General features: G+C 42.8%; 21 protein-coding genes and 1 tRNA gene. 14 read left to right on the forward strand and 8 right to left on the reverse strand.

The window, feature by feature from the left end:
• The first annotated feature begins 160 nt into the window (after positions 1 to 160).
• On the forward strand, positions 161 to 421 hold the full coding sequence (locus tag IM462_RS04995) for a PIN domain-containing protein (RefSeq protein ID WP_502845514.1): 261 nt from the start codon (positions 161 to 163) through the stop codon (positions 419 to 421).
• A gap of 34 nt (positions 422 to 455) precedes the next feature.
• Here IM462_RS04995 and IM462_RS05000 read toward each other — a convergent pair whose 3' ends face one another.
• Positions 456 to 1,214 (reverse strand): PEP-CTERM sorting domain-containing protein, encoded by a 759-nt coding sequence (locus tag IM462_RS05000; RefSeq protein WP_287700112.1) that lies wholly within the window; start codon positions 1,212 to 1,214, stop codon positions 456 to 458.
• 243 nt (positions 1,215 to 1,457) lie between these two features.
• Between IM462_RS05000 and IM462_RS21175 the strand changes: the two genes are divergently transcribed.
• On the forward strand, positions 1,458 to 1,742 hold the full coding sequence (locus IM462_RS21175; RefSeq protein WP_419547014.1) for a DUF6888 family protein: 285 nt from the start codon (positions 1,458 to 1,460) through the stop codon (positions 1,740 to 1,742).
• Entirely contained in the window at positions 1,739 to 1,975 is a 237-nt protein-coding gene (locus IM462_RS05005; protein WP_419547016.1) for a DUF6887 family protein, read from the forward strand. The genes IM462_RS21175 and IM462_RS05005 overlap by 4 nt, the downstream gene beginning before the upstream one ends.
• A 167-nt stretch (positions 1,976 to 2,142) precedes the next feature.
• Here the strand turns inward: IM462_RS05005 and asnS are convergent, their stop codons facing one another.
• Entirely contained in the window at positions 2,143 to 3,507 is a 1,365-nt protein-coding gene (gene asnS, locus IM462_RS05010; RefSeq protein ID WP_287700114.1) for an asparagine--tRNA ligase, read from the reverse strand.
• An 81-nt stretch (positions 3,508 to 3,588) separates the two neighbouring features.
• Here asnS and IM462_RS05015 point away from each other — a divergent pair, with 81 nt between their 5' ends.
• Complete coding sequence (locus IM462_RS05015) at positions 3,589 to 3,987, forward strand: NINE protein (protein ID WP_287700115.1); 399 nt, start codon at positions 3,589 to 3,591, stop codon at positions 3,985 to 3,987.
• Positions 3,984 to 4,514 carry a ComEA family DNA-binding protein gene (locus IM462_RS05020; protein ID WP_287700116.1) on the forward strand — a complete coding sequence of 177 codons (531 nt, stop codon included), beginning with the start codon at positions 3,984 to 3,986 and terminating at the stop codon, positions 4,512 to 4,514. The genes IM462_RS05015 and IM462_RS05020 overlap by 4 nt, the downstream gene beginning before the upstream one ends.
• Positions 4,515 to 4,639: 125 nt before the next feature.
• Here the strand turns inward: IM462_RS05020 and gyrA are convergent, their stop codons facing one another.
• Complete coding sequence (gyrA, locus tag IM462_RS05025) at positions 4,640 to 7,192, reverse strand: DNA gyrase subunit A (protein WP_287700117.1); 2,553 nt, start codon at positions 7,190 to 7,192, stop codon at positions 4,640 to 4,642.
• A 366-nt stretch (positions 7,193 to 7,558) separates the two neighbouring features.
• On the opposite strand from gyrA, the gene IM462_RS05030 reads away from it, so the two are divergent.
• Complete coding sequence (locus tag IM462_RS05030; RefSeq protein ID WP_287700118.1) at positions 7,559 to 8,083, forward strand: hypothetical protein; 525 nt, start codon at positions 7,559 to 7,561, stop codon at positions 8,081 to 8,083.
• 3 nt (positions 8,084 to 8,086) lie between these two features.
• Positions 8,087 to 8,899 (forward strand): urease accessory protein UreD, encoded by an 813-nt coding sequence (locus IM462_RS05035; protein ID WP_287700119.1) that lies wholly within the window; start codon positions 8,087 to 8,089, stop codon positions 8,897 to 8,899.
• A 21-nt stretch (positions 8,900 to 8,920) separates the two neighbouring features.
• Here the strand turns inward: IM462_RS05035 and ispE are convergent, their stop codons facing one another.
• Together ispE and rsmA are read right to left on the reverse strand one after the other, a co-directional pair.
• Positions 8,921 to 9,862, reverse strand: a complete 942-nt coding sequence (gene ispE / locus IM462_RS05040; RefSeq protein ID WP_002797798.1) for a 4-(cytidine 5'-diphospho)-2-C-methyl-D-erythritol kinase — start codon at positions 9,860 to 9,862, stop codon at positions 8,921 to 8,923.
• Positions 9,863 to 9,879: 17 nt separating this feature from the next.
• Positions 9,880 to 10,686: a 16S rRNA (adenine(1518)-N(6)/adenine(1519)-N(6))-dimethyltransferase RsmA gene (rsmA, locus tag IM462_RS05045; protein ID WP_287700120.1), complete on the reverse strand. Its 807-nt coding sequence runs from the start codon at positions 10,684 to 10,686 to the stop codon at positions 9,880 to 9,882.
• Between the two features lie 124 nt (positions 10,687 to 10,810).
• Between rsmA and crcB (IM462_RS05050) the strand changes: the two genes are divergently transcribed.
• The 3 genes from crcB (IM462_RS05050) to IM462_RS05060 all read left to right on the forward strand — a co-directional run bounded on the left by crcB (IM462_RS05050) (position 10,811) and on the right by IM462_RS05060 (position 14,734).
• Positions 10,811 to 11,200, forward strand: coding sequence for a fluoride efflux transporter CrcB (crcB, locus tag IM462_RS05050; protein ID WP_287700121.1), 390 nt, complete (start codon positions 10,811 to 10,813; stop codon positions 11,198 to 11,200).
• A 159-nt stretch (positions 11,201 to 11,359) separates the two neighbouring features.
• Positions 11,360 to 11,764: a fluoride efflux transporter CrcB gene (gene crcB, locus IM462_RS05055; RefSeq protein WP_287700122.1), complete on the forward strand. Its 405-nt coding sequence runs from the start codon at positions 11,360 to 11,362 to the stop codon at positions 11,762 to 11,764.
• A gap of 435 nt (positions 11,765 to 12,199) precedes the next feature.
• Entirely contained in the window at positions 12,200 to 14,734 is a 2,535-nt protein-coding gene (locus IM462_RS05060) for a glycogen/starch/alpha-glucan phosphorylase (protein WP_287700123.1), read from the forward strand.
• 85 nt (positions 14,735 to 14,819) lie between these two features.
• Here IM462_RS05060 and IM462_RS05065 read toward each other — a convergent pair.
• Positions 14,820 to 14,893 (reverse strand) — tRNA-Asp (locus IM462_RS05065).
• A 481-nt stretch (positions 14,894 to 15,374) separates the two neighbouring features.
• Between IM462_RS05065 and IM462_RS05070 the strand changes: the two genes are divergently transcribed.
• From IM462_RS05070 to IM462_RS05085, 4 genes are all read left to right on the forward strand, one after another.
• Positions 15,375 to 15,887 (forward strand): COP23 domain-containing protein, encoded by a 513-nt coding sequence (locus IM462_RS05070; protein ID WP_287700124.1) that lies wholly within the window; start codon positions 15,375 to 15,377, stop codon positions 15,885 to 15,887.
• Positions 15,888 to 15,936: 49 nt separating this feature from the next.
• Positions 15,937 to 19,686: a tetratricopeptide repeat protein gene (locus IM462_RS05075; RefSeq protein WP_192576002.1), complete on the forward strand. Its 3,750-nt coding sequence runs from the start codon at positions 15,937 to 15,939 to the stop codon at positions 19,684 to 19,686.
• 185 nt (positions 19,687 to 19,871) lie between these two features.
• Positions 19,872 to 20,150 (forward strand): hypothetical protein, encoded by a 279-nt coding sequence (locus IM462_RS05080; RefSeq protein WP_260441855.1) that lies wholly within the window; start codon positions 19,872 to 19,874, stop codon positions 20,148 to 20,150.
• The gene (locus IM462_RS05085) at positions 20,147 to 20,533 is read left to right on the forward strand and encodes an aspartyl protease (protein ID WP_123230638.1); all 387 of its coding nucleotides are present in this window, start codon (positions 20,147 to 20,149) and stop codon (positions 20,531 to 20,533) included. The genes IM462_RS05080 and IM462_RS05085 overlap by 4 nt, the downstream gene beginning before the upstream one ends.
• 44 nt (positions 20,534 to 20,577) lie before the next feature.
• Here IM462_RS05085 and IM462_RS05090 read toward each other — a convergent pair whose 3' ends face one another.
• Positions 20,578 to 20,862, reverse strand: coding sequence for a UPF0175 family protein (locus tag IM462_RS05090; protein WP_016516854.1), 285 nt, complete (start codon positions 20,860 to 20,862; stop codon positions 20,578 to 20,580).
• Positions 20,863 to 20,917: 55 nt separating this feature from the next.
• The gene (locus IM462_RS05095) at positions 20,918 to 22,582 is read right to left on the reverse strand and encodes a CHAT domain-containing protein (RefSeq protein ID WP_287700125.1); all 1,665 of its coding nucleotides are present in this window, start codon (positions 22,580 to 22,582) and stop codon (positions 20,918 to 20,920) included.
• Positions 22,583 to 22,605: the final 23 nt, after the last annotated feature.

The raw sequence follows: 22,605 nt of genomic DNA on the forward strand, positions 1-22,605 counted from the left end.
AGGTAGTCAGTTACCTAATTTTCAGGGAAAAAGTACCTGAATTTTACCCCCGATCCCTCCAATGGTCGGCACTTTTTGAGGTCAAAAAAGTCTAAAAGCCTTATCCAACAAGGTTTTTAGATTTATTCAGCAAGCCCTAGATAAGGGAGAAGCTGAGGCTATTGCTTTAGCACTTGAGTTGGGAGCAGATCAAGTTTTGATTGATGAGCGTCGTGGTCGTAGAATTGCTGCTAGACTTAATCTTCGATACACAGGAATTCTGGGCATTTTAGTTGAGGCGAAGAATCGACGGTTAATCTCTGAGGTGAAACCCTTGCTAGACGCTTTGATTGATCAAGCAGGATTTTGGGTGGATGCACCTTTATACAGCAGTGTTTTACAGATTGTTGATGAAGAAAAAAATAAACCCCCTCAAGATTGATTAAAGGGGCATTGATTGTATTTTTAGAAGCAATTTAGCCTACTTTTGTGGTTTGTTTTTCAGTGGATTTAGAGGGTTTTAGTTTGCCCTTGAGGGTTGAAGCTGCGCCGAGAGTGCCGAGGGCGAGGAGACTGAGGATGGCGGATGGTTCGGGAACTATCAAGGGTGAGAATATCTCAGTATCTCCAAACTCGTTAGGTAGTGGAGCTGGTTCTGGTGAATCTGGCTTTATCGTAGCGGACAATGTATATATGTACCGAGCATTCACGCTTTTACCAATATACTTTGCTGTAAAATCTGATGCACCATTTATAAGATTGATTGTACCTGATATACCATCGTTTGTAACTCGTGTCGTGTCATACCATTTGGTACCTTCAAACGTAAATGATGAAACCTTTGGAGTTGCGTCATTCGTAAGCGTTACACTTGTTATTGGAATATCGGATGTTGTAAACTTAGATTTTACGTCTTGGCCATTCGATGTGTATTTAATGGTGTCGAATTTAACTTTACTTCGAGTAGTATCTACTGTATGATCAGCTTTTAAAACTATAGTGTAAATTACCTTAAATTCGGCTGGTCCAGAGTATTTTTTTATATAATCGTTTACCGCTTGTACATCTGCGTCTGTTGATCCAGCAACTTTTTCACCACTGCCCGAAACTGAGCCGTGTAATATAATAGTAGAGTCAAAGGTCAAGGTAGCTGCATTTGCTGTATCTACAAAACCTAAAAAAGCAGAAAAGGCTAGGGGAATTGCACTGTATCGACAAAAATTGTTAATTTTCATTTTTTTAGTCCAGTATGATCTTCTTAAGTAAACTTATCTCAGGTCAAGCAACAACCCAACCCAGTACAGAAGGCGGATAGTAGGACAATACACATTCCCCCCCCCCACAACTGTATCAAAAGCTACAATTTATAAATCTTTATATTTCTCTCCCTAGCTTAGGGGTTGACAGAGCAGGGAGTCTCAGGTGTTTTCCGCTGTTTTACCCCTTCTCAGACGAACTATCCTCTTCCTTGAGTTATTGTGGCGCGGTATGTCGGATTCGCCTTTGCGTTCAACTCTGTCTCGAAGTTGTTGAAGCAGATTCTCTATTTTGTTATAATTAGTGTCATTCGTTCGGTTTTGGGAGGGAAAAATATTCCGACACTTGCACAACTCTTACAATGTTATACCCTATCTTGTTGGGCAACAAGGTTTTATTTACCAATTAACTTAATAAGATTGGATGAGCGTACTAAAAATATTTTCATGTTAATTGGTGAAGGTATTGAGATTGAAATTAAACCTAATGGACAATGGATAAAATGAATCAAAAACCTAATTTTAAAACTATGACCTCTCAAGAATTAAAAAGTTATGTATTATCTCATCGTGAGGATGACGAAGCTTTTTATGCTTATGTAGATAAGCTAAATGAAAGAAAAGATCGAGTAGTTTATCCACCTTTAAACTCCTTAGAAGATATGGAAAAATATCCCGAAGTTATTGAACAAATGCGTCAAGATTCCCGTCATAATTTTCAGCAAAATGAGTTAACTTAGATACAGTGTGATCGCACTCTCTCGCAGTCAGGTCAAGCAATAGCCCAACCCAAGACAGAAGGAGGACAACAAAACAATGCACATTTTCTACTCTAAGACTGTAGCCTAAGCTACAATTTAATAAATATTTACATTCCTCCTTTCTCCTGTCGATCCTAGACATCATTCTAAAAGTCGGCACTTAAAGGGGTACGGGGGAAAGGAATCACATCGCGAATATTGGTCATTCCCGTCATGAATTGTACCAGACGCTCGAATCCTAAACCAAAACCAGCGTGGGGAACGGAACCGTAGCGACGCAGATCCAAATACCACCACAAATCATCGGGATTCATTCCCTGTTCCTGCATTCTTTGGATTAATACATCTAATCGTTCTTCCCGTTGGGAACCGCCGATAATTTCGCCGATCTTGGGCGCTAAAATATCCATAGCGGAAACAGTTTTATTATTGTCATCTAGACGCATATAAAAAGCTTTGATTGTCTTGGGATAATTGGTGACAATCACGGGTTTTTTAAATAGTTCCTCGGCTAGATAACGTTCGTGTTCTGACTGTAAATCTACGCCCCATTCTACCGGAAACTCGAACTGACGATCGGCTTTTTCTAATAACTCGATCGCTTCGCTGTAGGTAATCCGGCCAAACTCACTATTAACGATATTTTCGGCCGTACTTAACACCGTTTTATCGATACGTTCGTTAAAAAACTGCAAATCTTCGGGACAATTTTCTAAGACGAATTTAAAGATATATTTCAGAAAAGCTTCCGCTAAATCCTGATCTCCTTCCAGATCACAAAAAGCCATTTCCGGTTCCACCATCCAAAACTCGGCCAGATGACGGGAAGTATTAGAATTTTCGGCGCGAAAAGTCGGGCCAAAAGTGTAAACATTAGATAAAGCCATGGCCATTACTTCCGCTTGTAATTGTCCACTGACGGTTAAATAGGCCCGTTTACCAAAGAAATCCTCGGCAAAATTGGCTGGTTTTTTTAAATCTAAACTGGTGACAGTAAATAATTCTCCCGCACCTTCGCAGTCGTTAGCGGTAATAATGGGAGTATGTACCCAAATAAAGCCCTTTTCTTGTAAAAAAGTGTGGATAGCGGTAGCGCAAGCGTTTCTAACCCGCATTACTGCCCCTAGGGTGTTGGTTCTTGCTCGCAGATGGGCAATAGTTCTCAGAAATTCAAAGGAATGACGTTTCTTTTGTAGGGGATAATCCGGGGGACAGTCACCATAAAGGGTGATTTCGGCCGCTTTTAACTCGATATTTTGCCCTTTACCCGGGGAAGGAACCAAATTTCCCGAAACAGCGATCGCTGTTCCTGTACTAATTGTCTTTAGTACAATTTCATAATCGGGTAAAGTCGGTTCGAGGATAACTTGTAAGTTGGCTAGGGATGAGCCATCATTAACTTCCAGGAAAGTAAATTCTTTTAATTCTCGTTTTGTTCTCACCCAACCCTGCACGGTGACGGATTGATCCGGTTGTCCTGTTTGAAAGATTTCCTTGATTCTGCTAGTCATCGCGTATCCCTATGTTAGAACCAAAGAGTATTTTAGAATAGAAAGTCCAGATCAGGCTAAAATCAATCTCGAACAGGTGTCATGCTTCTGGTGGAAAAATTATTAAGTAAGCCCAAAAGCCGTAAATTAGCGATTTTTTTGGCTTTTATCGGCAGCATTCTCGCTTTACCCTTTCCTATCGCCGGTATTCATAAATTCTATCTCGGTCAACCTCTCTGGGGAATTATCTATCTTCTGCTTTGGCAAACTCCGATTCCCCGGGTGGCTTGCGCGATCGATGCAGTGTGGTATTTAATCCAAGATAACCAATTTTTCACTAACTATTTTCCCACTGCCACCGCTGCTGCCACTGTCCCCAGTTTAGAGCCTAAACAAGTAGAGGCGATCGGGGCAGCTTTAAGGGAATTAGAGCGCCTCCGGCAAGAAGGATTAATTTCTGAGTACGAATTTGAAGAAAAACGGCGACAATTACTACAATGACACCGCAAAACTGGTTAGGGCGCACTTTTAACCCTTTAAAAGCCAAAATTAGCAATGATCCCTATTATCGCTTTCGTTCCCTTGATGAGATCGCTATGGCGGCACAATTGGGCATTAAAATTAATGTCAGTCAAGCGGGTGTGGATGATTGGCTGCGATTGCCGGGGATATCCATCCATCAAGCGCGAATGTTGGTGGAATTGCTGGGTATGGGGGTAGAATTGCTTTGTCTTGAAGATCTAGCGGCTGCTTTGAGTGTTCCTGTGGCTAGATTGAAAGCTTGGGAACCGATTCTAGAATTTGCCTATTATAGCCCCGAAAGTCACCTCGTACCCCCTAAAATCAATCCTAACACTGCCTCGATCGAGCAGTTAACTACCCTGCCCCTGATCAGTGATAATTTGGCAGCTGCCATTATTAAAAATAGAGAAGAACAGGGATTATTTAAGAATATTGTGGATTTTAAAGGGCGTTTATCCCTAGACGCTCAGGAAATCTCCCAATTAATGCACTTTTTCCAGTTTTAATCCCAAATACTCAGAACAGGAGACAGGAGATAGGAGGCAGGTTTTAGGTGTTGGGGGTTGGGGTTTTGGGGTTTTGGGGTTTTAGTTCAATTTCCCCACTCCCCAATTCCCACTTCCCAGTAAATCTAAATGTCTTCAGATTCCTCCGCATCACTAGGGGGAACTAGGGCCACCGCAGCGATCGCATCGTCCTCATCGAGTTTTTGCACCCGGATGCCTCCGGCCGAGCGCGATTGAGGAGTAATCGCATCGACGGATTGACGGATGATAATGCCCCGTTCGGTGATAATCATAAATTCCTCGTGGGGGTTAACAACGTGCAGAGCCGCTAATTTATCGTTCTTTTTGCGGAATTTAATCACTCTGACTCCTAATCCCGCCCGATTTTGCAGACGTAGGAGGGTAACGGGAACCCGTTTTCCCAGTCCTGCCATGGTAATCGCTAACACCCAGGGGCCATTATTAGCCACTTCGGGGTTAATTTCTTCGCTTTCGTCCTCGGTTTCTTCTTGGTTAGATTCAGCGATTTGGGCGACAATTTGACTAGGCAGGATGTCCATACTAATTAATTCGTCACCTGAGCGCAATTTCATCGATTTTACGCCTTTAGTTGCCCTTCCCAAGGAGCGCAATTGTTGACTATCGGCCTTAAAATGAATTGCCATCCCCTGACGAGAACCGATAATGACGCTATCTTCCTCTTTAGCCAAGCGAACCCAACGTAGTTGATCACCGTCTTCGAGAGAAATGGCGATTAAACCGTTTGATCGAATATTACTAAAGGCAGCGAGGGCGGTTTTCTTGATAAATCCCTTTTGTGTGAGCATAATCAGGTAATTATCCTCGCTGAACTCGCTGACTGCCACCACCGAGGTGATTTTCTCCCCTTTGGGAATCTCTAACAGTTGCACGATGGGAACGCCGCGAGCGGTACGGGAACCGGTGGGGATATGATAGGCATTGAGACTATAGACAACCCCGCGATCGGTGAAAAAGAGAACGCTATCGTGATCGCGGCAGGTGATAAAGTGATCGATGCCGTCGTCTTCTTTCATTTTTGCGCCAGCTTTGCCCCTTGTTGCCCGATTTTGGGACTCAAAGGTATTAACGGGCATTCTTTTGATGTAACCCTGTTCGGTGACGAGAATTAAGGCCTGTTCGTTGGCAATCAGGTCAGTTTCGGCGATTTCTCCTTCCCGTTGTTCGATATGAGTGCGACGGGGAGTAGCGTGAATCGTTTTGAGCTGTTGCAGTTCTTCCTCGATAATGCTGTCGATGCGTTCTTTTTTGGCTAGAATATCCTGAAGATCGCCGATTTTTGTCAGTAATTCCCCGTGTTCTTGCTGAATTTTCTCCGATTCTAGGGCGGTTAACCGTCGCAGCTGCATTTGTAGGATTGCGTCCGCTTGCACCTCTGAGAGGCCAAAATTCTGCACTAATCCCTCTTTTGCACTAGCTGTGTCGGCAGCACTGCGAATCAGGGCAATGACTGCATCGAGACTAGCGAGGGCAATTAGTAAACCCTGAAGGATATGATCCCTTTCCTCGGCCTTGCGGAGTTCATAACGGGTACGACGGGTGATCACTTCTACCCGAAAATCGAGGAAAACGCGGAGAAACTCCCTTAAAGTCAGTAATCTCGGTTCGTTATCGACTAATGCCAACATATTCGCCCCAAAATTCGACTGGAGGGGCGTTTGTTTATAAAGATTGTTAAGGACGACGCGAGGATAGGCATCTCGTTTCAGTTCGATCACCACCCGGATGCCGTCGCGATCGCTTTCGTCCCGCACGTCGGAAATACCGTCTATTTTGCGATCATTGACCAAATCGGCGATTTTTTCGATTAATGCCGCTTTATTGGTTTGATAGGGCAGTTCGGTGATGATAATAGCATCTCGATCGGGTCTTCCCCTTTGTTCGATGGTTTCAAAGGAGGCGACTCCCCGCAGGGTAATAGAACCCCGGCCGGTGGTGTAAGCTTCCTGAATACCGTCTCTACCGAGGATATGCCCCCCGGTGGGAAAGTCCGGCCCCGGGATATAACGCTGTAATTCCGTATCGGTGAGATCGGGGTTATGGATGAGGGCAACGGTTCCATCGATAATCTCGGCCAGGTTGTGGGGGGGGATATTGGTGGCCATACCGACGGCGATGCCCGATGAGCCATTAATTAGCAGTTGCGGGACTCTAGAGGGCAAAACCACGGGTTCCTGTTGGGAACCATCGAAGTTATCGGCAAAATCGACGGTTTCTGACTCGATATCCTGTAGTAGGGCGTTGGTGGCCAGGGTGTGCAGACGACACTCGGTATAACGCATGGCTGCCGGGGGATCGTTATCGATCGATCCGAAGTTACCATGACCGTTAATCAGGGGATCGCGCATGGAGAAATCCTGGGCCATGCGGACGAGAGCATCGTAAACAGCAGTATCCCCGTGGGGGTGGTATTTTCCTAATACTTCCCCGACGACTCTAGCGCATTTCCGGAAGGGGCGATCAGGGGTTAATCCTAGTTCGTACATCGCATAAAGAATGCGCCGGTGTACGGGTTTCAGTCCGTCCCTAGCGTCGGGCAAGGCGCGCCCGACGATGACGCTCATGGCGTATTCTAGGTAGGAACGGGACATTTCATTGCTTAAGTCTGTGGGGACGATATGATCCTGGGCGGCGGTCATAGGGGGGTTAACTCCAATAACAAGGCAAAAAAAGCGTTTTTGTGAGTAAATTCGCTAAAAATCGGGCTTTTACCCTTTTGATGTGCAGAATATGCCCATTTGTAGGACTATTTTACCATAAAATCCCTCTTTTTTGGGGTTTAGAATAGTGTCAAGTTAGCAGCGATCACAACAGGAAAAAGCAAATGGTGAAGACCACTTTTAGCAGTTTTTCCCTCGATAATTAGGATAAAATAAAAATGCGATCGAGAGTTAATACCATGGCCCGATCGGCAGCTCGAGAATCGATGATAATTGAGATTAATGATCCCTTAACTCCAGCGAAGACTATTAACCTGATTTTCCCAGCGCAAAAATTCCCCCAAAATGCTTACTCCTCTCCTCTGGCAAAGTGCCAATCCCCACCCCGATAATCTGGAGAATTTCCAAATTATTAGCCAATGGTGGCAAGATTTAAATCTTAAGGAAGTCTTCTGGCAACAGCGTTTAATTCCCGATACTGGCTCTCTGGAAGATATTAATTGGGAGCAGCAAGGTTTTGATGAAAAATTTAGCATTCAAATGCCCCAAATTCGGGGGATTACCCTCTATTGGCATAAATCTACTTTTGCTGACGAAAGAAGCATGACACCTAAACAATTAATTTTAGATCGGGAACGGGAGCAATTAGACATTTATCCTCAATCCCAAGCTAGTTTAGTTATTCGGGTGACGAAACCCCATCTAGTTTATCAAAAATTCGAGCTAAAAAATCCTCTCCTAGTCGGCAAAAAAGCGGAAAGTGAATATATTTTACTGATCAGGGATAAAGAACAGCAAATAGAAGTTAAAATTAATCTCAGTCCTGAAAATTATCGGCAATTTCTAGAAACCATGACTGAGGATCAATAAATAATGTGGCAGGGAAACCTAGAACTAATTTACACGCAAAAAAATCTCGCAACCCAGATTAATCACGTCTATGCTACCGCCCCTTTAAAAGTACAAAGACCCTTTTATCCCGAGGGAAAAAACCTTTGTCATACGGTGATTTTACACACGGCGGGGGGAATAGTTGGCGGTGATGTTCTGCAACAAAAAATTCATCTCCAAGCCGCTACCAATGCCCTGATTACCACTGCTTCTGCTGGAAAAGTTTACCAGAGTAACGGTCAGATGGCTCAACAATTAATCGAGATTAAAATCGATGACAATGCTGGTTTAGAATGGCTACCCCAAGAAACAATTATCTTTAATGGGGCGGCATTTCGCCAACATTTACGAGTGGATTTAGGGGAAAATAGCAGTTGGTTGGGATGGGAAATTACCCGTTTTGGTCGCAGTGCGCGAGGGGAGAAATTTTTAGCGGGAGAATGGCATTCTAATTGGGAAATTTGGCGATCAGGACAACCTTTATGGATCGATCGCTCCTTCCTGTTGGGTGGTAAAATGATCGAGGGATTTTCCAGTTTAAATGATAGCGCCCTGATCGGTACTTTAGTTTATATCGGTCAACCGGTGGGCAGAAATTTAATCGAGAAAGTGAGAGATTTTTCCCTAGAAGGAGAGATGGGAGTTACTAGCACTTTAGGAGATGGTCTTTTGTGTCGTTATCGGGGTAATTCTAGCGGTGAAGTGCGACAATGGTTTCAGCAGGTTTGGCAAATTTTAAGGCGAGAAATGAGCGATCGAGAGGCAATTATTCCGCGAGTTTGGTTATCTTGGTAAAGGCGGTCAATTTTAATTTTCTCAAGTCACTTGAATGCCTGTATCGGTGATTGGGGCTATCCAAAATTGTAGATCGGGAGCGACGAGAATTTCCCGGGCCTCTTTAACGATAGTTTCCGCCACTTCCTGAGATGAACAGAGAGTAAAAACCGTCGGGCCAGAGCCTGACATCATCGTTCCCAAGCCGCCTAAATCGCCTAGAACCTGTCTTAACTCGGCTACGAGGGGAAATTCGGGTAAAACCACCTTTTCGAGGTCATTATGGATAAATTTGCCGATAGCAGCTGGTTTTTTCTGGGCGATCGCTTGTACCAAAGCCCCGGAACTCACCTGCTGACGGCGGTGATGAAAGTCCTCTGGAGAAGACAGATAGGTATCCTGAAATTTTTGCCGATAGCTTTGGTAGGCCCAGGGTGTAGAAACGGATAAATGATCGTATTTAGCTAAAATAACCCATAATCCAGTGAGAGGAGCGATCGGATCGAGAATTTCTCCCCTTCCCGTACAGATAACCGTTCCTCCTGTCACACAAAAGGAAGTATCGGACCCCAATCTTGCCGCTAAAGTTTCTAATTCCGGACGGGTTAACCCTAATTCCCAGATTAAATCGATGCCGACTAACACCGCCGCTGCGTTGGTGGATCCCCCCGCTAAACCGGCAGCCACGGGAATATATTTCTCGATGGTGATATCGATGCCGCCGTAATTGGCAAAGAGGCGGGGGAATTCCTTCGCCATCAAAGTGGCGGCCCGATGGGCGAGATTACTGCTATCTTGGGGGACGAGGGGATGATGGCAAAAGAGACGGAATTCCTGCAATCCGTTAGGCCGGAGAGTGATGCGATCGCATAATGCCACCGTCTGCATCACCATCACTAACTCGTGGAAACCATCGGGGCGATCGCCAACGATTTCTAGATATAAATTAATTTTAGCGGGGGCTAGAAGGGTATAACTGTGCATTTGTCAAGAAAAAAAATCTAAAATTTTGGCAATTGACCTAATTTTTCCGCCAAGTCAATCCATTGCGATAAACTGAGATCTTCGGCGCGAGCGAGGGGATTAATCTCTAATTGTGTCAGGATTTGGCTTAATCGATCGCTATCTAGACAATTTTTTAGATTATTGCGTAACATTTTGCGCCGGTTGGCAAAACCCCAGCTAATTAAAGTGGACAAAAAGGCAGCATTACTGACATTATTCGGCAAAACACGGGGTAAAAGCTGAATTACCGCCGAATCTACCTGGGGAGGTGGGGAAAAGGCCCGCCGGGGTACATCACAAATCCATTGACAATCGGCAAGGTATTGAATGCGGACGCTGAGAGCGCTGTAAGCTTTGGTAGAGGGGACAGCGACTAATCTTTCGGCGACTTCTTTCTGGACTAAGAGGGTAATACTCTGGTAAGGGGGGGTGAAGGGATGGGCGATCGAACCGAGGAGCCTTTCGAGGATCGGACCGGTGATATTATAGGGGATATTAGCCACTACTTTATTAACCGGCGGCAGTTGCTCCGGTTTAAGGGTAAGAAAGTCGCCTGGGATGAGATGAAAGTTATCTTGTTGGCCAAATTTTTTATTTAAAATTGTCCATAGATCTCGATCGATTTCTACAGCGACAACCAATCGAGCGCCATCGAGAAGACGACGGGTTAAAATGCCTGTACCCGGTCCGATTTCTAATACCCGATCCTCGGATTGTAAATTAGCAGCGCCGATGATGCGATCAAGTATCGATTCATCTTTTAACCAATGTTGTCCAAAACGTTTACGCGGTTGAATTTTCATCCCTCTATTTTAAAATCATAGGGTTGTCCTCGACAATAACACCCCTGAAAATATGGGCCATGCGATCGATAACCGCATCAATTATCATAGAGCCTAGACAAAGATAGCAAAAAAATTAGATACAATGTCAGATTTGAACGATGTTTTCGCAATTGTAGCCGGAGCGGTTCCGGGGGCGTTATCTCGTTATTATATTACCGAATGTACAAAAGCAAAATTCGGCTTGCGCTTTCCCTATGGAACCTTTATTATTAACTTAACCGGCTGTCTAGCTATCGGTTTCTTTTTGGCTATTTTACCCAGTTTTTCCTTTTATTCCCACCAACTAGATTTAATGGTGAGAACGGGATTTTTAGGAGCCTATACCACCTTTTCTACCTATAGTTTAGATATCTTGATCCTCTGGCGCAATCAGCAAAATTTTCTCAGTCTTTTTTTTGCCGTTGCTAGTATAATTTTCGGATTGATTGCCGTGAGAATCGGGGCAGCTATTGCCCAAGTTTTTCTAGGTTAAGTAGGTAGGCGTTAAAAACTATCAGATCCCCCCGCCTATCGGCACCCCCCTTATTAAGGGGGGCAGGGGGGATCGAACCTAAAATCAATTTTTAAATTTAATTATAACCAGCTACTTAATTCTCCAATTTATTGACTATTTAAGGCTAGGACAGACTGCATGGATTTTTTCAGGGGACGTTATAGTTTATTCGTGGCGATTGGGGCTATTTTTGGGGCTTTGAGTCGTTTTTATATTGCGAAATTATTTGAAAGTCTTTTCGGTCAAGAATGGCAATTTTTTGGGACATTTTTTGTTAATGTTTCTGGCTGTTTAATTATTGGCTATATCTTTACTATAGTCAGGGAAAATATTCGCATAATTTCCCCAGAATTAGGATTGATGCTTGCCACGGGTTTTTGTGGTTCCTATACAACTTTTTCCACCTATAGTTTGGAGGTTAACAAGTTTTTAGAGCGGGGAAACATGACTTTTGGCTTAATTTACTGCTTTGGCAGTGTTCTTGGGGGGATGATGGCGCTTAAAATTGGAGTTATTTTAGCAAGAACAGGTTTTCCTAGATGAGTTATTAAATAGATTTTGCGTCTGATCCCCCCTGCCCCTAGGGTTGATTCATAGTAGGGTTGATTCATGAATCAACCCTACTACCTTGATAAGGGGGGTGTCTGACAACTTTTAACACCTAACTACTTAAGCATCTCAGCACATTCGAGGAATCGTAGTACATAGACTGTTTTGACATTTTCACGCCATCAAGGAGTATAGAGGGCGATTTTCCCAAGATTATCGCCCCGATAAAACCCGTTCCACCCGTCACAAAAGCACCCATTGCTCAAACTTTTCCCTGTCCTCACTTCCCCTCGGTAATTGAAATTTAATCACCTTAACTCTGTCATTACTATACCTTAAATCTTAGTCAAGATTTAAGCTTTTCTTGATAAAATTTGAAGACAGATTATTTTAGACTAGGAGCAGTAAATCTTCAGTAAAAATGCTCCTATGAATCCATCTCCAGAGTCAACTTTTGTTTGTCCGATTATCATCGAAGACGACAGAACAGGATTAGACACAGAAACTATCCGACGGGCTTTAAGGGATAATTTACTCTATATTCAAGGTAAATTACCGGAATTAGCCAGCAAAAACGATCTTTACATGGCCCTGGCTTATACAATCCGCGATCGTTTATTGCAGCGTTGGTTAACCACCCAACAAACCTATCTAAAAAAAGATGTCAGAACCGTTTGTTATCTCTCGGCCGAATTTTTAGTCGGTCCCCATTTAGCTAATAATTTAATTAATCTCGGTATCTACGAACAAGTCGAGAAAGCTGTCAGCGAATCGGGATTAAAACTAGAAGAATTAATTGCCCAGGAAGAAGAACCGGGGTTAGGAAATGGTGGTTTAGGTCGTTTAGCTGCCTGTTATTTAGATTCCCTTTCTACCCTAGAAATTCCGGCTATTGGTTACGGTATTCGCTACGAATTTGGTATCTTTGATCAAGAAATCCACGACGGTTGGCAGGTAGAAATAACTGATAAGTGGTTACAGTATGGAAATCCCTGGGAAATTGCCCGACCGGAATCATCGGTAGAGGTAAAATTTGGCGGTTATACCGAATCCTATACCGACGAAAATGGTAATTATCGCAGTCATTGGATTCCCGATTATGTAGTCAAAGGAATTCCCTACGATACCCCAATTCTCGGCTATCGAGTTAACACCGCTAATACCATGCGTCTCTGGAAATCAGAAGCTTGTGAATCTTTTGATTTTGGTCGCTTTAATCGCGGCGATTATTATGGTGCGGTGGATAATAAAGTTCACTCGGAAAATATCAGTAAAGTTCTCTATCCTAACGATGAACCAATTCAAGGCAAAGAACTGCGTTTAGAACAGCAATATTTCTTTGTTTCCTGTTCCCTACAGGATCTGATTCGTATTCACTTACATGAGAACCCCAGTCTCGATAATTTTCATCAAAAATGGTCGGTACAATTGAATGATACTCACCCTTCCGTCGGAGTAGCAGAGTTAATGCGCTTGTTAATTGACGTGCATCATTTCGATTGGGATAAAGCTTGGTTTATTACTCAAAATACCTTCGCCTATACCAATCATACTCTTTTGCCAGAAGCTTTAGAAAAATGGCCTTTGAGTATTTTTGGTCGTCTTTTCCCCCGATTAATGGAAATTATCTATGAAATTAACCATCGTTTATTGGATAAAATTCGCATTATTTATCCCCATGATGACGGCAAAATGTCCCGTTTGTCTATAATCGATGAAAGCGGCGAAAAATACGTCCGTATGGCTCACCTTGCCTGTGTGGGTTCCCAGGCAATTAATGGGGTGGCAGCCCTCCATACAGAATTACTGAAAAAAGATGTTCTGCGCGATTTCTATGAACTCTTTCCCGAAAAGTTTAGCAACAAAACCAATGGAGTTACTCCCCGACGCTGGATAGTTTCTAGTAATCCCCGCTTAACTTTTGCAATTACCGAAAAAATCGGCGAAAATTGGATTAAGCATCTGGAGGATTTACGCGGTTTAGAAAACTATGTGGATGATGGAGTATTTCGGGACTATTGGCGACAAATTAAATACGATATTAAGGCAGATTTAGCCAATTATATCGATAAAAAAGTCGGCATTAAAGTTGATCCTAGTACCCTCTTTGATGTGCAGGTAAAACGCATTCATGAATATAAACGACAACACCTCAACGTTTTACACATCGTTACTCTCTATCATCGTCTCAAAAATAACCCCAATCTCGATATTACCCCCCGTACCTTTATTTTTGGTGGTAAGGCAGCCCCGGGTTATTTTATGGCGAAATTAATCATTAAATTGATTAATTCTGTGGCGGAAGTGATTGATAATGATCCGACGATTGGAGGACGTTTAAAAGTGGTTTTCCTCCCCGATTATAATGTCACCTTCGGTCAACGGGTTTATCCGGCTGCAGACTTGTCCGAACAAATTTCCACCGCCGGGAAAGAAGCTTCGGGAACCGGTAATATGAAATTCTCTATGAATGGGGCCTTAACTATCGGTACTCTCGATGGGGCAAATATCGAAATTCGTGAAGAGGTGGGGGCGGAAAATTTCTTTCTTTTTGGCTTGACAACCGAGGAGGTTTATGCTAAGAAAGCCGCCGGTTATAATCCCCAAGAATACTATTACCATAACGAAGAATTGCGGGCAGTATTAGACCTCATTGGTTCGGGATTTTTTAGCCGGGGTGATAGTAGTTTATTCCGCCCGCTTGTGGATAATCTTATCTACAATGATCCCTATATGTTACTGGCCGATTATCAATCCTATATCGACTGTCAGGAAGGAGTCGGTCACGCTTATAAAGATCAAGAACATTGGAGTCGTTTAGCGATTCTTAATGTGGCCCGCATGGGAAAATTCTCTAGCGATCGATCGATTCGGGAATACTGCGAGAAAATCTGGCGGGTACAACCGGTAAAGATTGAATTACCCGATTATACTCAAGCTAATGCCGGTTTATCGGTAAATTAGAACCAATCTAGGCAGTAGGATCCTGTTCATTTATCCTACTGCCCACAGGTTAACTGGCCCTAGGCGACTCTAACCTAAATTTCTACGGGATTGACGGGGCTCGAACCCGCAACTTCCGCCGTGACAGGGCGGTGCTCTAACCAATTGAACTACAATCCCATTTTTGCGACAATTCCAATTGTAACTTCATCATCAGGGTTATGTCAAGCACCTCTGGGAAAATTTTTTTTGAGGGAGTGGGGAGAGAGGAGATGGGGAGAGGGGGGAAACAATTCATAACTGGGTTTTGAAAGTTGGATTGGGAGTTAATCGTACTATCGATCAAAAACGGATTTGCTATACTTCAAACGGTCACAATGCGAGTTTTTGCGGCTCTTCTCGACTTTGTATGATAATCAGTGCTGATCATTCCTAGTAGTCTTGCTAGGCAAAGCTTTGAAGACTATAGTTCTGGAAAATTATCTCTATTCTTCTTCCTTCCACACAGAAACGAAAAGAGCCGTTAGTTAAAGCCAAAAAATCCCAATCAAGTCAATCAGGAAAAATGTAAAGAATTATCAAAAAAAGTCCTTGAGCTAACACCCGCAGCAAAGACTTTGAGCTAGAATCTAGTTGTCGCTGGACTCAGAGGGGGATTTCTATGAAACTCAACTTGTTCGCTTCACTAATGGCGGCTAGTACGCTGGCTGTTGGGGCTTTGACGATTAGCAGCCAGCCTGGGGAGGCGCAAACTAATACCTATTCCTGCGAAACGAATCGGGGTGTACCTACCACCTATGCTCTTACTGCAACGGGAAAAAAGATTGCCGTCATTCGCTGGGTGAAAAACTGGGGAGGTAAATATACCCCTGAGGTTCGCTGTCAAGAAGTTTCTGCTAAATTCCAGTCAGCCTCGGAACAAGGTCTTCTCAAGTATCTAACCTACGGAATTAAGAGCGGACAAAAGGTTATCTGCGTCGCGGGGGAATATGGGGGGCCTTGCCTGCAAGTCCTATTTACTCTCAGAAGTAATGACGATCCTGATCGCGTTCTTCAAGATATGATGAGTGTCGGTTTTCGCGCTCAAGGACCCGTTGTGCAATCGGAAGATGGTTCGCCTCAGTATTACTACGATTTCGAGCAATTTCTGGAAAAAGCCCCCACTGCGGAGTAAAATTAGCTGGGTTTTAGCCTTCTACAAGCGCAGGAGAGGACAAAAGCTGATGAATTATAAATTTCTAGTCCTGGCAACGGGAATGGCAGGCTTATTGTTGCTCCCTATCCAGAGTTTTCCTCTCAGTTGGACTGTCCCCAGCGTAGTAGCGCAAACCGTCACTTCTCAACTGTCACCGGAGCAACTACAAAAACTACAAAAGCTGGCTCAGTCTATCACGGTCAAAGTTTTATCAGGAGATAGTGGTGGGTCGGGAATTTTGATTAAAAAAGAAGGTCAGGTTTATACCGTCTTGACTAACCAGCACGTCCTCGCCCCTGGAAAATCTACTCGCATCCAAACTCCTGACGGTAACTTCCATAAAGCCACGTCAGTCGCGGGAGTAAACTTTCAAGGGAAGGATTTAGCCCTGTTGCAATTTCGTGCCAGTGCTGACTATGCAGTGGCTTCCCTGACCAATTTAGCAACGGTGGCAGTCAACGAGCCAATTTTTGCGGCTGGCTTTCCCTTTGATGCTGATTTATCTCAACCCAGTGGGTTTACTTTGGCGACAGGACAAGTTTTATTAGTGCCGGAACGAGCTTTTAAGGAAGGCTACCAGATAGGCTACAGCAACAACATTGAAAAGGGCATGAGTGGGGGACCGATTCTGAACCGTCAGGGTCAGGTTATTGGCATTAATGGCATTCACGCCGATCCTCTGTGGGGAGATCCTTATGTCTATGAAGATGGTTCTCGTCCTACTGATGCCCTACGAGATTTGATGAGCCGCTACAGTTGGGGCATTCCCATACAGACTTTTGCTCAATTAGCTCCGCAATATGCCTCAGTAGAGGCGTTAGCTGCTGGAACTCCCACTGCAACGGAAGAAAACTTGCCGCCTATCGCTAATGATGTTAACAATATTGCCCAACAAATTACAGTACAAATCGATGTGCCAAATACATCACATTGCAAAGGATCGGGGGTAATTATAGTCAAACAAGGCAACACCTATACTGTTCTTACTGCCGAACACGTTATCCGTGAAACGGAGGAATGTGATAGAAAAAAACTTGAGATTATCACCCCTGATAATCAACGATATTTAGTGGATGTGAATGAAAATACAGTAAAAACCTTACCAGGTGTTGACCTAGCTGTATTGAAATTTACCAGCAAGCTTTCTTATCAGGTAGCAACGTTAGCAAGACACGATTTAGAGAAGAAGGGGGGGTTAGTTTTTGTTTCGGGTTTGCCAGGTTCAACAGTAGCCAATGGAAAAAATAATCGCTTGTTTACCATTGGAACTCTTTTCAACAAAGAATGGGGATCTATATCAGTCAAAGATTCTCTTTCTTTAACTTATGGTTATGAATTGGTTTATACTAATATCACTGAAGCGGGGGTTAGTGGTGGTCCCGTGTTAGATATACGTGGACACGTTATTGGGATTCACGGAAGAGCAGACGGAGAAGCCGTTGTAGATGAAGCTGGATCAGGACGTTCGATGCATCTAGGTTATAGTCTAGGAGTCCCAATTAATACTTTTTTGAGTCTAGTAACTAAGGTGGGAATAGAACCGACGCAGTTGAGGATATATACTGCTGAACCACCATCACTTACTGAATCAGAGACTCAATCAATCAAATTATCTTTACTCAAAAGAGTACAAAAACCAAACAACAGCAATGATGCTATCAATTGGCTAAATTATGGCAATCAACTATGGCGGTTAGAACAATATGAAGAAGCTTTGGCTGCCTTTGACAGGGCAATTCAAATTAAACCTGATTTTTATCAAGCTTGGTATTCGCGGGGGCTGGTATTGTTATCTCTAGAAAAATATTCAGAAGCTCTTGAAGCTTTTGAAAGAGCCATTCAAGAAAGTCAGGAAAAATTTGCTCTTGCTTGGCGAGGAAAAGGTGAAGCACTTATCAATTTACAGCGATATCCAGAAGCTCTGGCATCTATTGAGAAAGCTGTTGCTCTTAATCCCAAGGATTTTTTAGTTCGCGTATATCAAGGAATTTTACTACAAGCGCAGGAACGTTATCAAGAAGCGATTGTAGCCTATGATCAAGCGATTAAAATTAATCCTCATCCCTGGGCTTACAATAACCGTAGTTCTGTTAGAGCTAAGTTAGGAGATAAAGAAGGTGCTTTAGCCGATGTCAATAAAGCTCTTGAAATTGACCCTGATTATGCAGAGTCTTACCTCCAGCGAAGTTACATCAGATCTGAATGGGAAGATAGAGAAGGTGCTTTAGCAGATGTAAACAAAGCTCTTGAAATTGCTCCCAATTATGCTGATGCTTACTATAGCCGTGGTCTTCTTCAATATTATCGGGGAGATAGAGCTGAAGCAATTGCTGATTTAGGAAAGGCAATTCGGCTTAATCCCAATAATGCTTATTTTTACTATAGTTGGGGTGGACGTTATTCTAACGAAGGAGACAATCAGGAAGCGATCTTTTACTACAATAAAGCGATCCAGCTTAATCCTAACTATGCCGAAGCATATTACGATAGAGGACTGGCTTACAGTAAATTGAGAGATAGGCAATCAGCCTTGGCTGATTTTCAGAAAGCAGTAGCACTCTATCGGCAGCAAGGGAACACATTTTTTTCTCGGCAAGCATTGGCAAGAATTACCGAACTTCAAAGAACTCCATCTGCTGTAGAACCAGCCAATGTTACTTTATATGAGGGACCAGCTCTAAATACTACCTTTCAATCACCGGGCAAGATATCTATCGAAATCGTTGAGATCGATAGTTCGTCTCGTAGGGTTCAAGTACGGATAGCTTTTTCTCAAGGACTTTATGGTGAAGGAGTGTTTGAGGGACTTATTAATCAAAACAACGTTCTAGAGCTATTTGGAATACTTGGAACTTTGCAGGCTGCTGGTTTTCCAAATACTGATGTGCGCCTAGAATTTTTGCCGAATAAGACGATAAAGGGTACTTACTCAATTTATGCTGGTGCTCATGATTTCCGAGGAAGAACTCAAAATGGAGAGTTTACAGCTTCCCAAGTCCCAACAATGAGCAAGGAAACTTCTCTAGCAAGCTCTGAAAATGCTGAAGTCTCCTTCAATAGAGGTTATGCTCACCATAGTCAAGGAGATTATACTGAAGCGATCACTGATTATACTGAAGCGATTCGTCTCAAGTCTGACTATGTCGAAGCATACTTAAGACGCGGTATTGCCCTTGCTCAACAGGGAGAAAGTCAGAAAGCAATTGAGGACCTTAACAAAGCTTTGCACCTGAATTCTGATTTATTGCAGGCTTACTACATTCGGGGCTTAATCCGCGCTAGTCTGAAAGACTATCCGAAAGCTGTTGAAGATTATAACCAAGTTTTATTGCGTGTTCAGGAGATTGCAGGAATTGGTGTTCAAACAGAAATTAATGCACAGACTAAAATTCTAACAATCGTAGCAGTAACTGACAATTTACCAGCCTACAAAGCAGGTATCAAAACAGGCGACCAAGTGCTAGAAATTGACGATAAATCCACCGCTAATCTGAGTTTAGAAGAAGTAGTTAATTTATTGCGCGGTAAGAAGGGAACCCAAGTAACCCTAAGAATTTCCCGCCCAGGTAAGGGGGAATTTAAAGTTACTTTGACTAGAGAACCAATTGTCAATCCCCAATTAGCTGAAGTTTACTACAATCGAGGGCTTGCTCGTCTTGAGCTTAAAGACAAACAAGGAGCTAGAGAAGACTTACAAAAAGCTGCAGACCTCTATCAACAACAAAATAATATAGAAATGTACCAAACAGCATTGGAAAAACTCAAAGAGATTCAGTAGAAGTCAGCATGAATGTAGTTGATTTAATTAATTAGTTAGTGTATAATTTGTGTAATCCAGAATTAATGAGTTACTTTGGTGCGAGATAAAAATCTGGTTTGTTTAACTTAAAATACCTGTAATCAGTCAATATTAGCAAGATGAAACAACTATCCAAAAGTCACCAAAAATATCAAGGAAGAATCTTGTCAGACTCTATCATTTCACCCCAAGAATTAGCATTACGCAAAACTAGAAGAGATGAACTTGGTAGGCGCTGTCGAGAGATTTTCGAGCAAATACGTCCAGAATTGATCGAGAAATATTATAACTGGTTTATTGCTATTGAAGCCAATAGTGGAGATTATTTAATTGACCCTACCCTCGAAGGTTTAATGCAAAAAATTCGCCATCAATATGCGAATACAGAAGTTAAATTGACTACTTTCCGCCTCAATGAAACAGGAGCCTGTGGCATGATATGATTGTAGGCATATTTGGAGAAAATGGAGAGTTACTCTTTGAAATTGACTTGATAGCAGCTAATGGCGAACAATTTCCCCTTGAAGTTCTACTAGATACAGGTTTTACCACCGGTTGGCTGGCGATTAACTCCCAAGATTTAGAAGCACTACAGTGGACTTTAATTGCCTCCCAAATTGAGATGCAAACAGCTAGAGGAAAGGAGTTTTTTGACCTTTATGAAGGTCAGGTCATTATTGATGGTAAAGAGTTTATTATTCCGGTTCATGCTGGAGATGAAATTCCAGAAACTTTGCTAGGTTCACAATGGTTGGAAATAGTTGAGCTAGTTGTGAATAAATCTAAGGAGATTTTGACTATAGAAATTATTGAATTTGACCAATAAGTTAAGTAAAAGATAACAAATCGGTGAAGTATCTGAAACCACAATCATAGGGGTTTTAATTTTTCTTCTTGTCGCAGTTGTTCATGGATTTGACTATCCGCTTCCAAATCAGCTTCACTGTAAGGTAAATCTACCCCTTTAGCTTTTAAAAATGCGTCAACTTCAAGGCGAGTTTTCATCCCTAATAACTCTCGCACTTTCCCAACACTAATCGACCTTTGCCAATACGCTTCAACGATAACCATTTCCATTAACCTACACTCTAAACTTCCCCATTTAGCTTCAAGAGAAGATACAATATTGTCAGGTAAAGCAATCTGAATTTGCATGAATATTTCCCCATTTGTTATCATTTTTGTATCAATCTAACTGCAAAAACAGAGTTTAATCAATAGTGAATGAATTAATTATTTTTTGAGCAGTTCCCTCAAGTTCAGAAAAATTTTCTGATTCCGCTTTATAGTTAATAATGTAGGCGTGATTTGCCGTTAATGACAAAATTTGTTTGATTTTAATTTTTTTACCTCCCTGTTGTTCAGTATAAATAATTTGCATAGCATCTAACTTACCCAACTTAGCGGGGATTGGTTTAGTAATAAAGTCTTGCGTAAATTTTTGACTAATTTGATTGACCGTCTTTTTAGTAAATTCATCTAGTGTAGTAGGGGATTCTAAGGAATGAATATTAACTATAACCATCGCAGGAAAAGATTTTGATATATTATCTTTTGGAGCAACAAATTGAACTACTTCCCCATTTATTAGCTCTCCAGGTATCGCTTGCCAACTTTTGGGATATGTAATTTTCCAGTTTTTGGGATAGGAAATTTTAAGGTCAGCATTCAACTGTTCCTTATTCGGGTCATAGACCCGATAAGGGGAAGTAATTGTAATTATTTTTGGTATTAACAGTAAAACAGCCCCCAAAGCTAAAGCACCGATAACCAGCTTACCCTGATAAAGTATTGATAGCTTCTTCTTCCTTGTCCAAACCAGAGGAGTAGCAGCAGGATTTTGACAAATAAGGGGCAGCCCCATCACCCCCGGCAGTTCCGTATCTAATCCTTCTTCAGCTAGACGTTCTCTCGCCGTCCGCACCGACAAATACAAAGATTTACCCCTAGAAAATGCCTTGAGAAAATGCTTTAAAAACTCCTGTGCCACCTTATCGGGTACAGGTTCTCGCATGACGATCGCTTGAGGAATTTGCAAATTCTCCAATTCCTTGGCCAACCCCAACCCATCACAAGAGTTAAAAATGGCTAACTGTAACCCCCCTTCGATCGCTGTCCTCAAACCATGTTTTAACTCACCGATAGTCAAACTTTCCCTTTGATTAATATAAATGCGCCCCACTTCCCCTTCCGTATGGCTGTGTCCGGCAAAAAAAAGGATGTCCCAGTGTTGTTCCCAAAGTTGTTCGCTAATCTTTTGTCGAGGCGGTTCTACCAAAAAAACCGTCTCAGCCCCTGGCAAATTCTCCAAGAAGCGTCTATCTGCCGTCACGTCAATGCCCTCGCTATTGCCTAAAATTGCCAAGATTCTCAGCCTTTTGGTGGGGGAAGGTGGGCTAACAATTTTTTCAAAGACAGGAGCGGCGATCGCAACCTCTGACTTGGGATAATGGTCAAAGAACTCAATCAAATTCCAAGGTAGCCGCCGCAAATAGCCATCCCCAGCTTGAATGATGAAGCGAATGGGTTCGGAACGGTTCAAATTCTCTAACAGACGCTCTCTCACCGGACGAAACGACTCGGAGTTCAGCCAGCGTTTGAGGCTATCTTGCAAAGTTTGAAGGGTCTGGCGACAGTCGGCAGTAGTGGAAACATTGGTAATTTGGGTAGCAGGTGCTGTTAGCCTGACAACAACAGGCAAATGTCTATAACTAGACTGCCATTGGTCATAGTTTTGGGGAATTTCCGGAGCGCTTGGCAATTTACCTGTAACTTCGATCGAAGGAGGGGAGCCTTCCTCAGCAATTTGCAGGATAACAGGAAATCCCTGTTCCCAGTTGCCTTCTCCCAATTTAACAGTCACTAACTTAACCATTGCTACCACCTGTCGTTGTTAAA

Source organism: Microcystis sp. M144S2, assembly GCF_020246065.1.
Classification (GTDB): Bacteria; Cyanobacteriota; Cyanobacteriia; order Cyanobacteriales; family Microcystaceae; genus Microcystis; species Microcystis ichthyoblabe_A.

What these genes read in the sequence shown, in the direction of transcription:
- gyrA (WP_287700117.1), bottom strand. Translation starts at nt 7,192, where the DNA reads ATGACCGCCGCCCAGGATCATATCGTCCCCACAGACTTAAGCAATGAA.
- rsmA (WP_287700120.1), bottom strand. Translation starts at nt 10,686, where the DNA reads ATGAAAATTCAACCGCGTAAACGTTTTGGACAACATTGGTTAAAAGAT.
- asnS (WP_287700114.1), bottom strand. Translation starts at nt 3,507, where the DNA reads ATGACTAGCAGAATCAAGGAAATCTTTCAAACAGGACAACCGGATCAA.
- IM462_RS05020 (WP_287700116.1), top strand. Translation starts at nt 3,984, where the DNA reads ATGACACCGCAAAACTGGTTAGGGCGCACTTTTAACCCTTTAAAAGCC.
- IM462_RS05075 (WP_192576002.1), top strand. Translation starts at nt 15,937, where the DNA reads ATGAATTATAAATTTCTAGTCCTGGCAACGGGAATGGCAGGCTTATTG.
- crcB (WP_287700122.1), top strand. Translation starts at nt 11,360, where the DNA reads ATGGATTTTTTCAGGGGACGTTATAGTTTATTCGTGGCGATTGGGGCT.
- IM462_RS05005 (WP_419547016.1), top strand. Translation starts at nt 1,739, where the DNA reads ATGAATCAAAAACCTAATTTTAAAACTATGACCTCTCAAGAATTAAAA.
- IM462_RS05035 (WP_287700119.1), top strand. Translation starts at nt 8,087, where the DNA reads ATGTGGCAGGGAAACCTAGAACTAATTTACACGCAAAAAAATCTCGCA.
- IM462_RS05085 (WP_123230638.1), top strand. Translation starts at nt 20,147, where the DNA reads ATGATTGTAGGCATATTTGGAGAAAATGGAGAGTTACTCTTTGAAATT.
- IM462_RS05015 (WP_287700115.1), top strand. Translation starts at nt 3,589, where the DNA reads ATGCTTCTGGTGGAAAAATTATTAAGTAAGCCCAAAAGCCGTAAATTA.
- IM462_RS05030 (WP_287700118.1), top strand. Translation starts at nt 7,559, where the DNA reads ATGCTTACTCCTCTCCTCTGGCAAAGTGCCAATCCCCACCCCGATAAT.
- IM462_RS05070 (WP_287700124.1), top strand. Translation starts at nt 15,375, where the DNA reads ATGAAACTCAACTTGTTCGCTTCACTAATGGCGGCTAGTACGCTGGCT.
- IM462_RS05090 (WP_016516854.1), bottom strand. Translation starts at nt 20,862, where the DNA reads ATGCAAATTCAGATTGCTTTACCTGACAATATTGTATCTTCTCTTGAA.
- IM462_RS05000 (WP_287700112.1), bottom strand. Translation starts at nt 1,214, where the DNA reads ATGAAAATTAACAATTTTTGTCGATACAGTGCAATTCCCCTAGCCTTT.
- ispE (WP_002797798.1), bottom strand. Translation starts at nt 9,862, where the DNA reads ATGCACAGTTATACCCTTCTAGCCCCCGCTAAAATTAATTTATATCTA.
- crcB (WP_287700121.1), top strand. Translation starts at nt 10,811, where the DNA reads ATGTCAGATTTGAACGATGTTTTCGCAATTGTAGCCGGAGCGGTTCCG.
- IM462_RS05060 (WP_287700123.1), top strand. Translation starts at nt 12,200, where the DNA reads ATGAATCCATCTCCAGAGTCAACTTTTGTTTGTCCGATTATCATCGAA.
- IM462_RS05095 (WP_287700125.1), bottom strand. Translation starts at nt 22,582, where the DNA reads ATGGTTAAGTTAGTGACTGTTAAATTGGGAGAAGGCAACTGGGAACAG.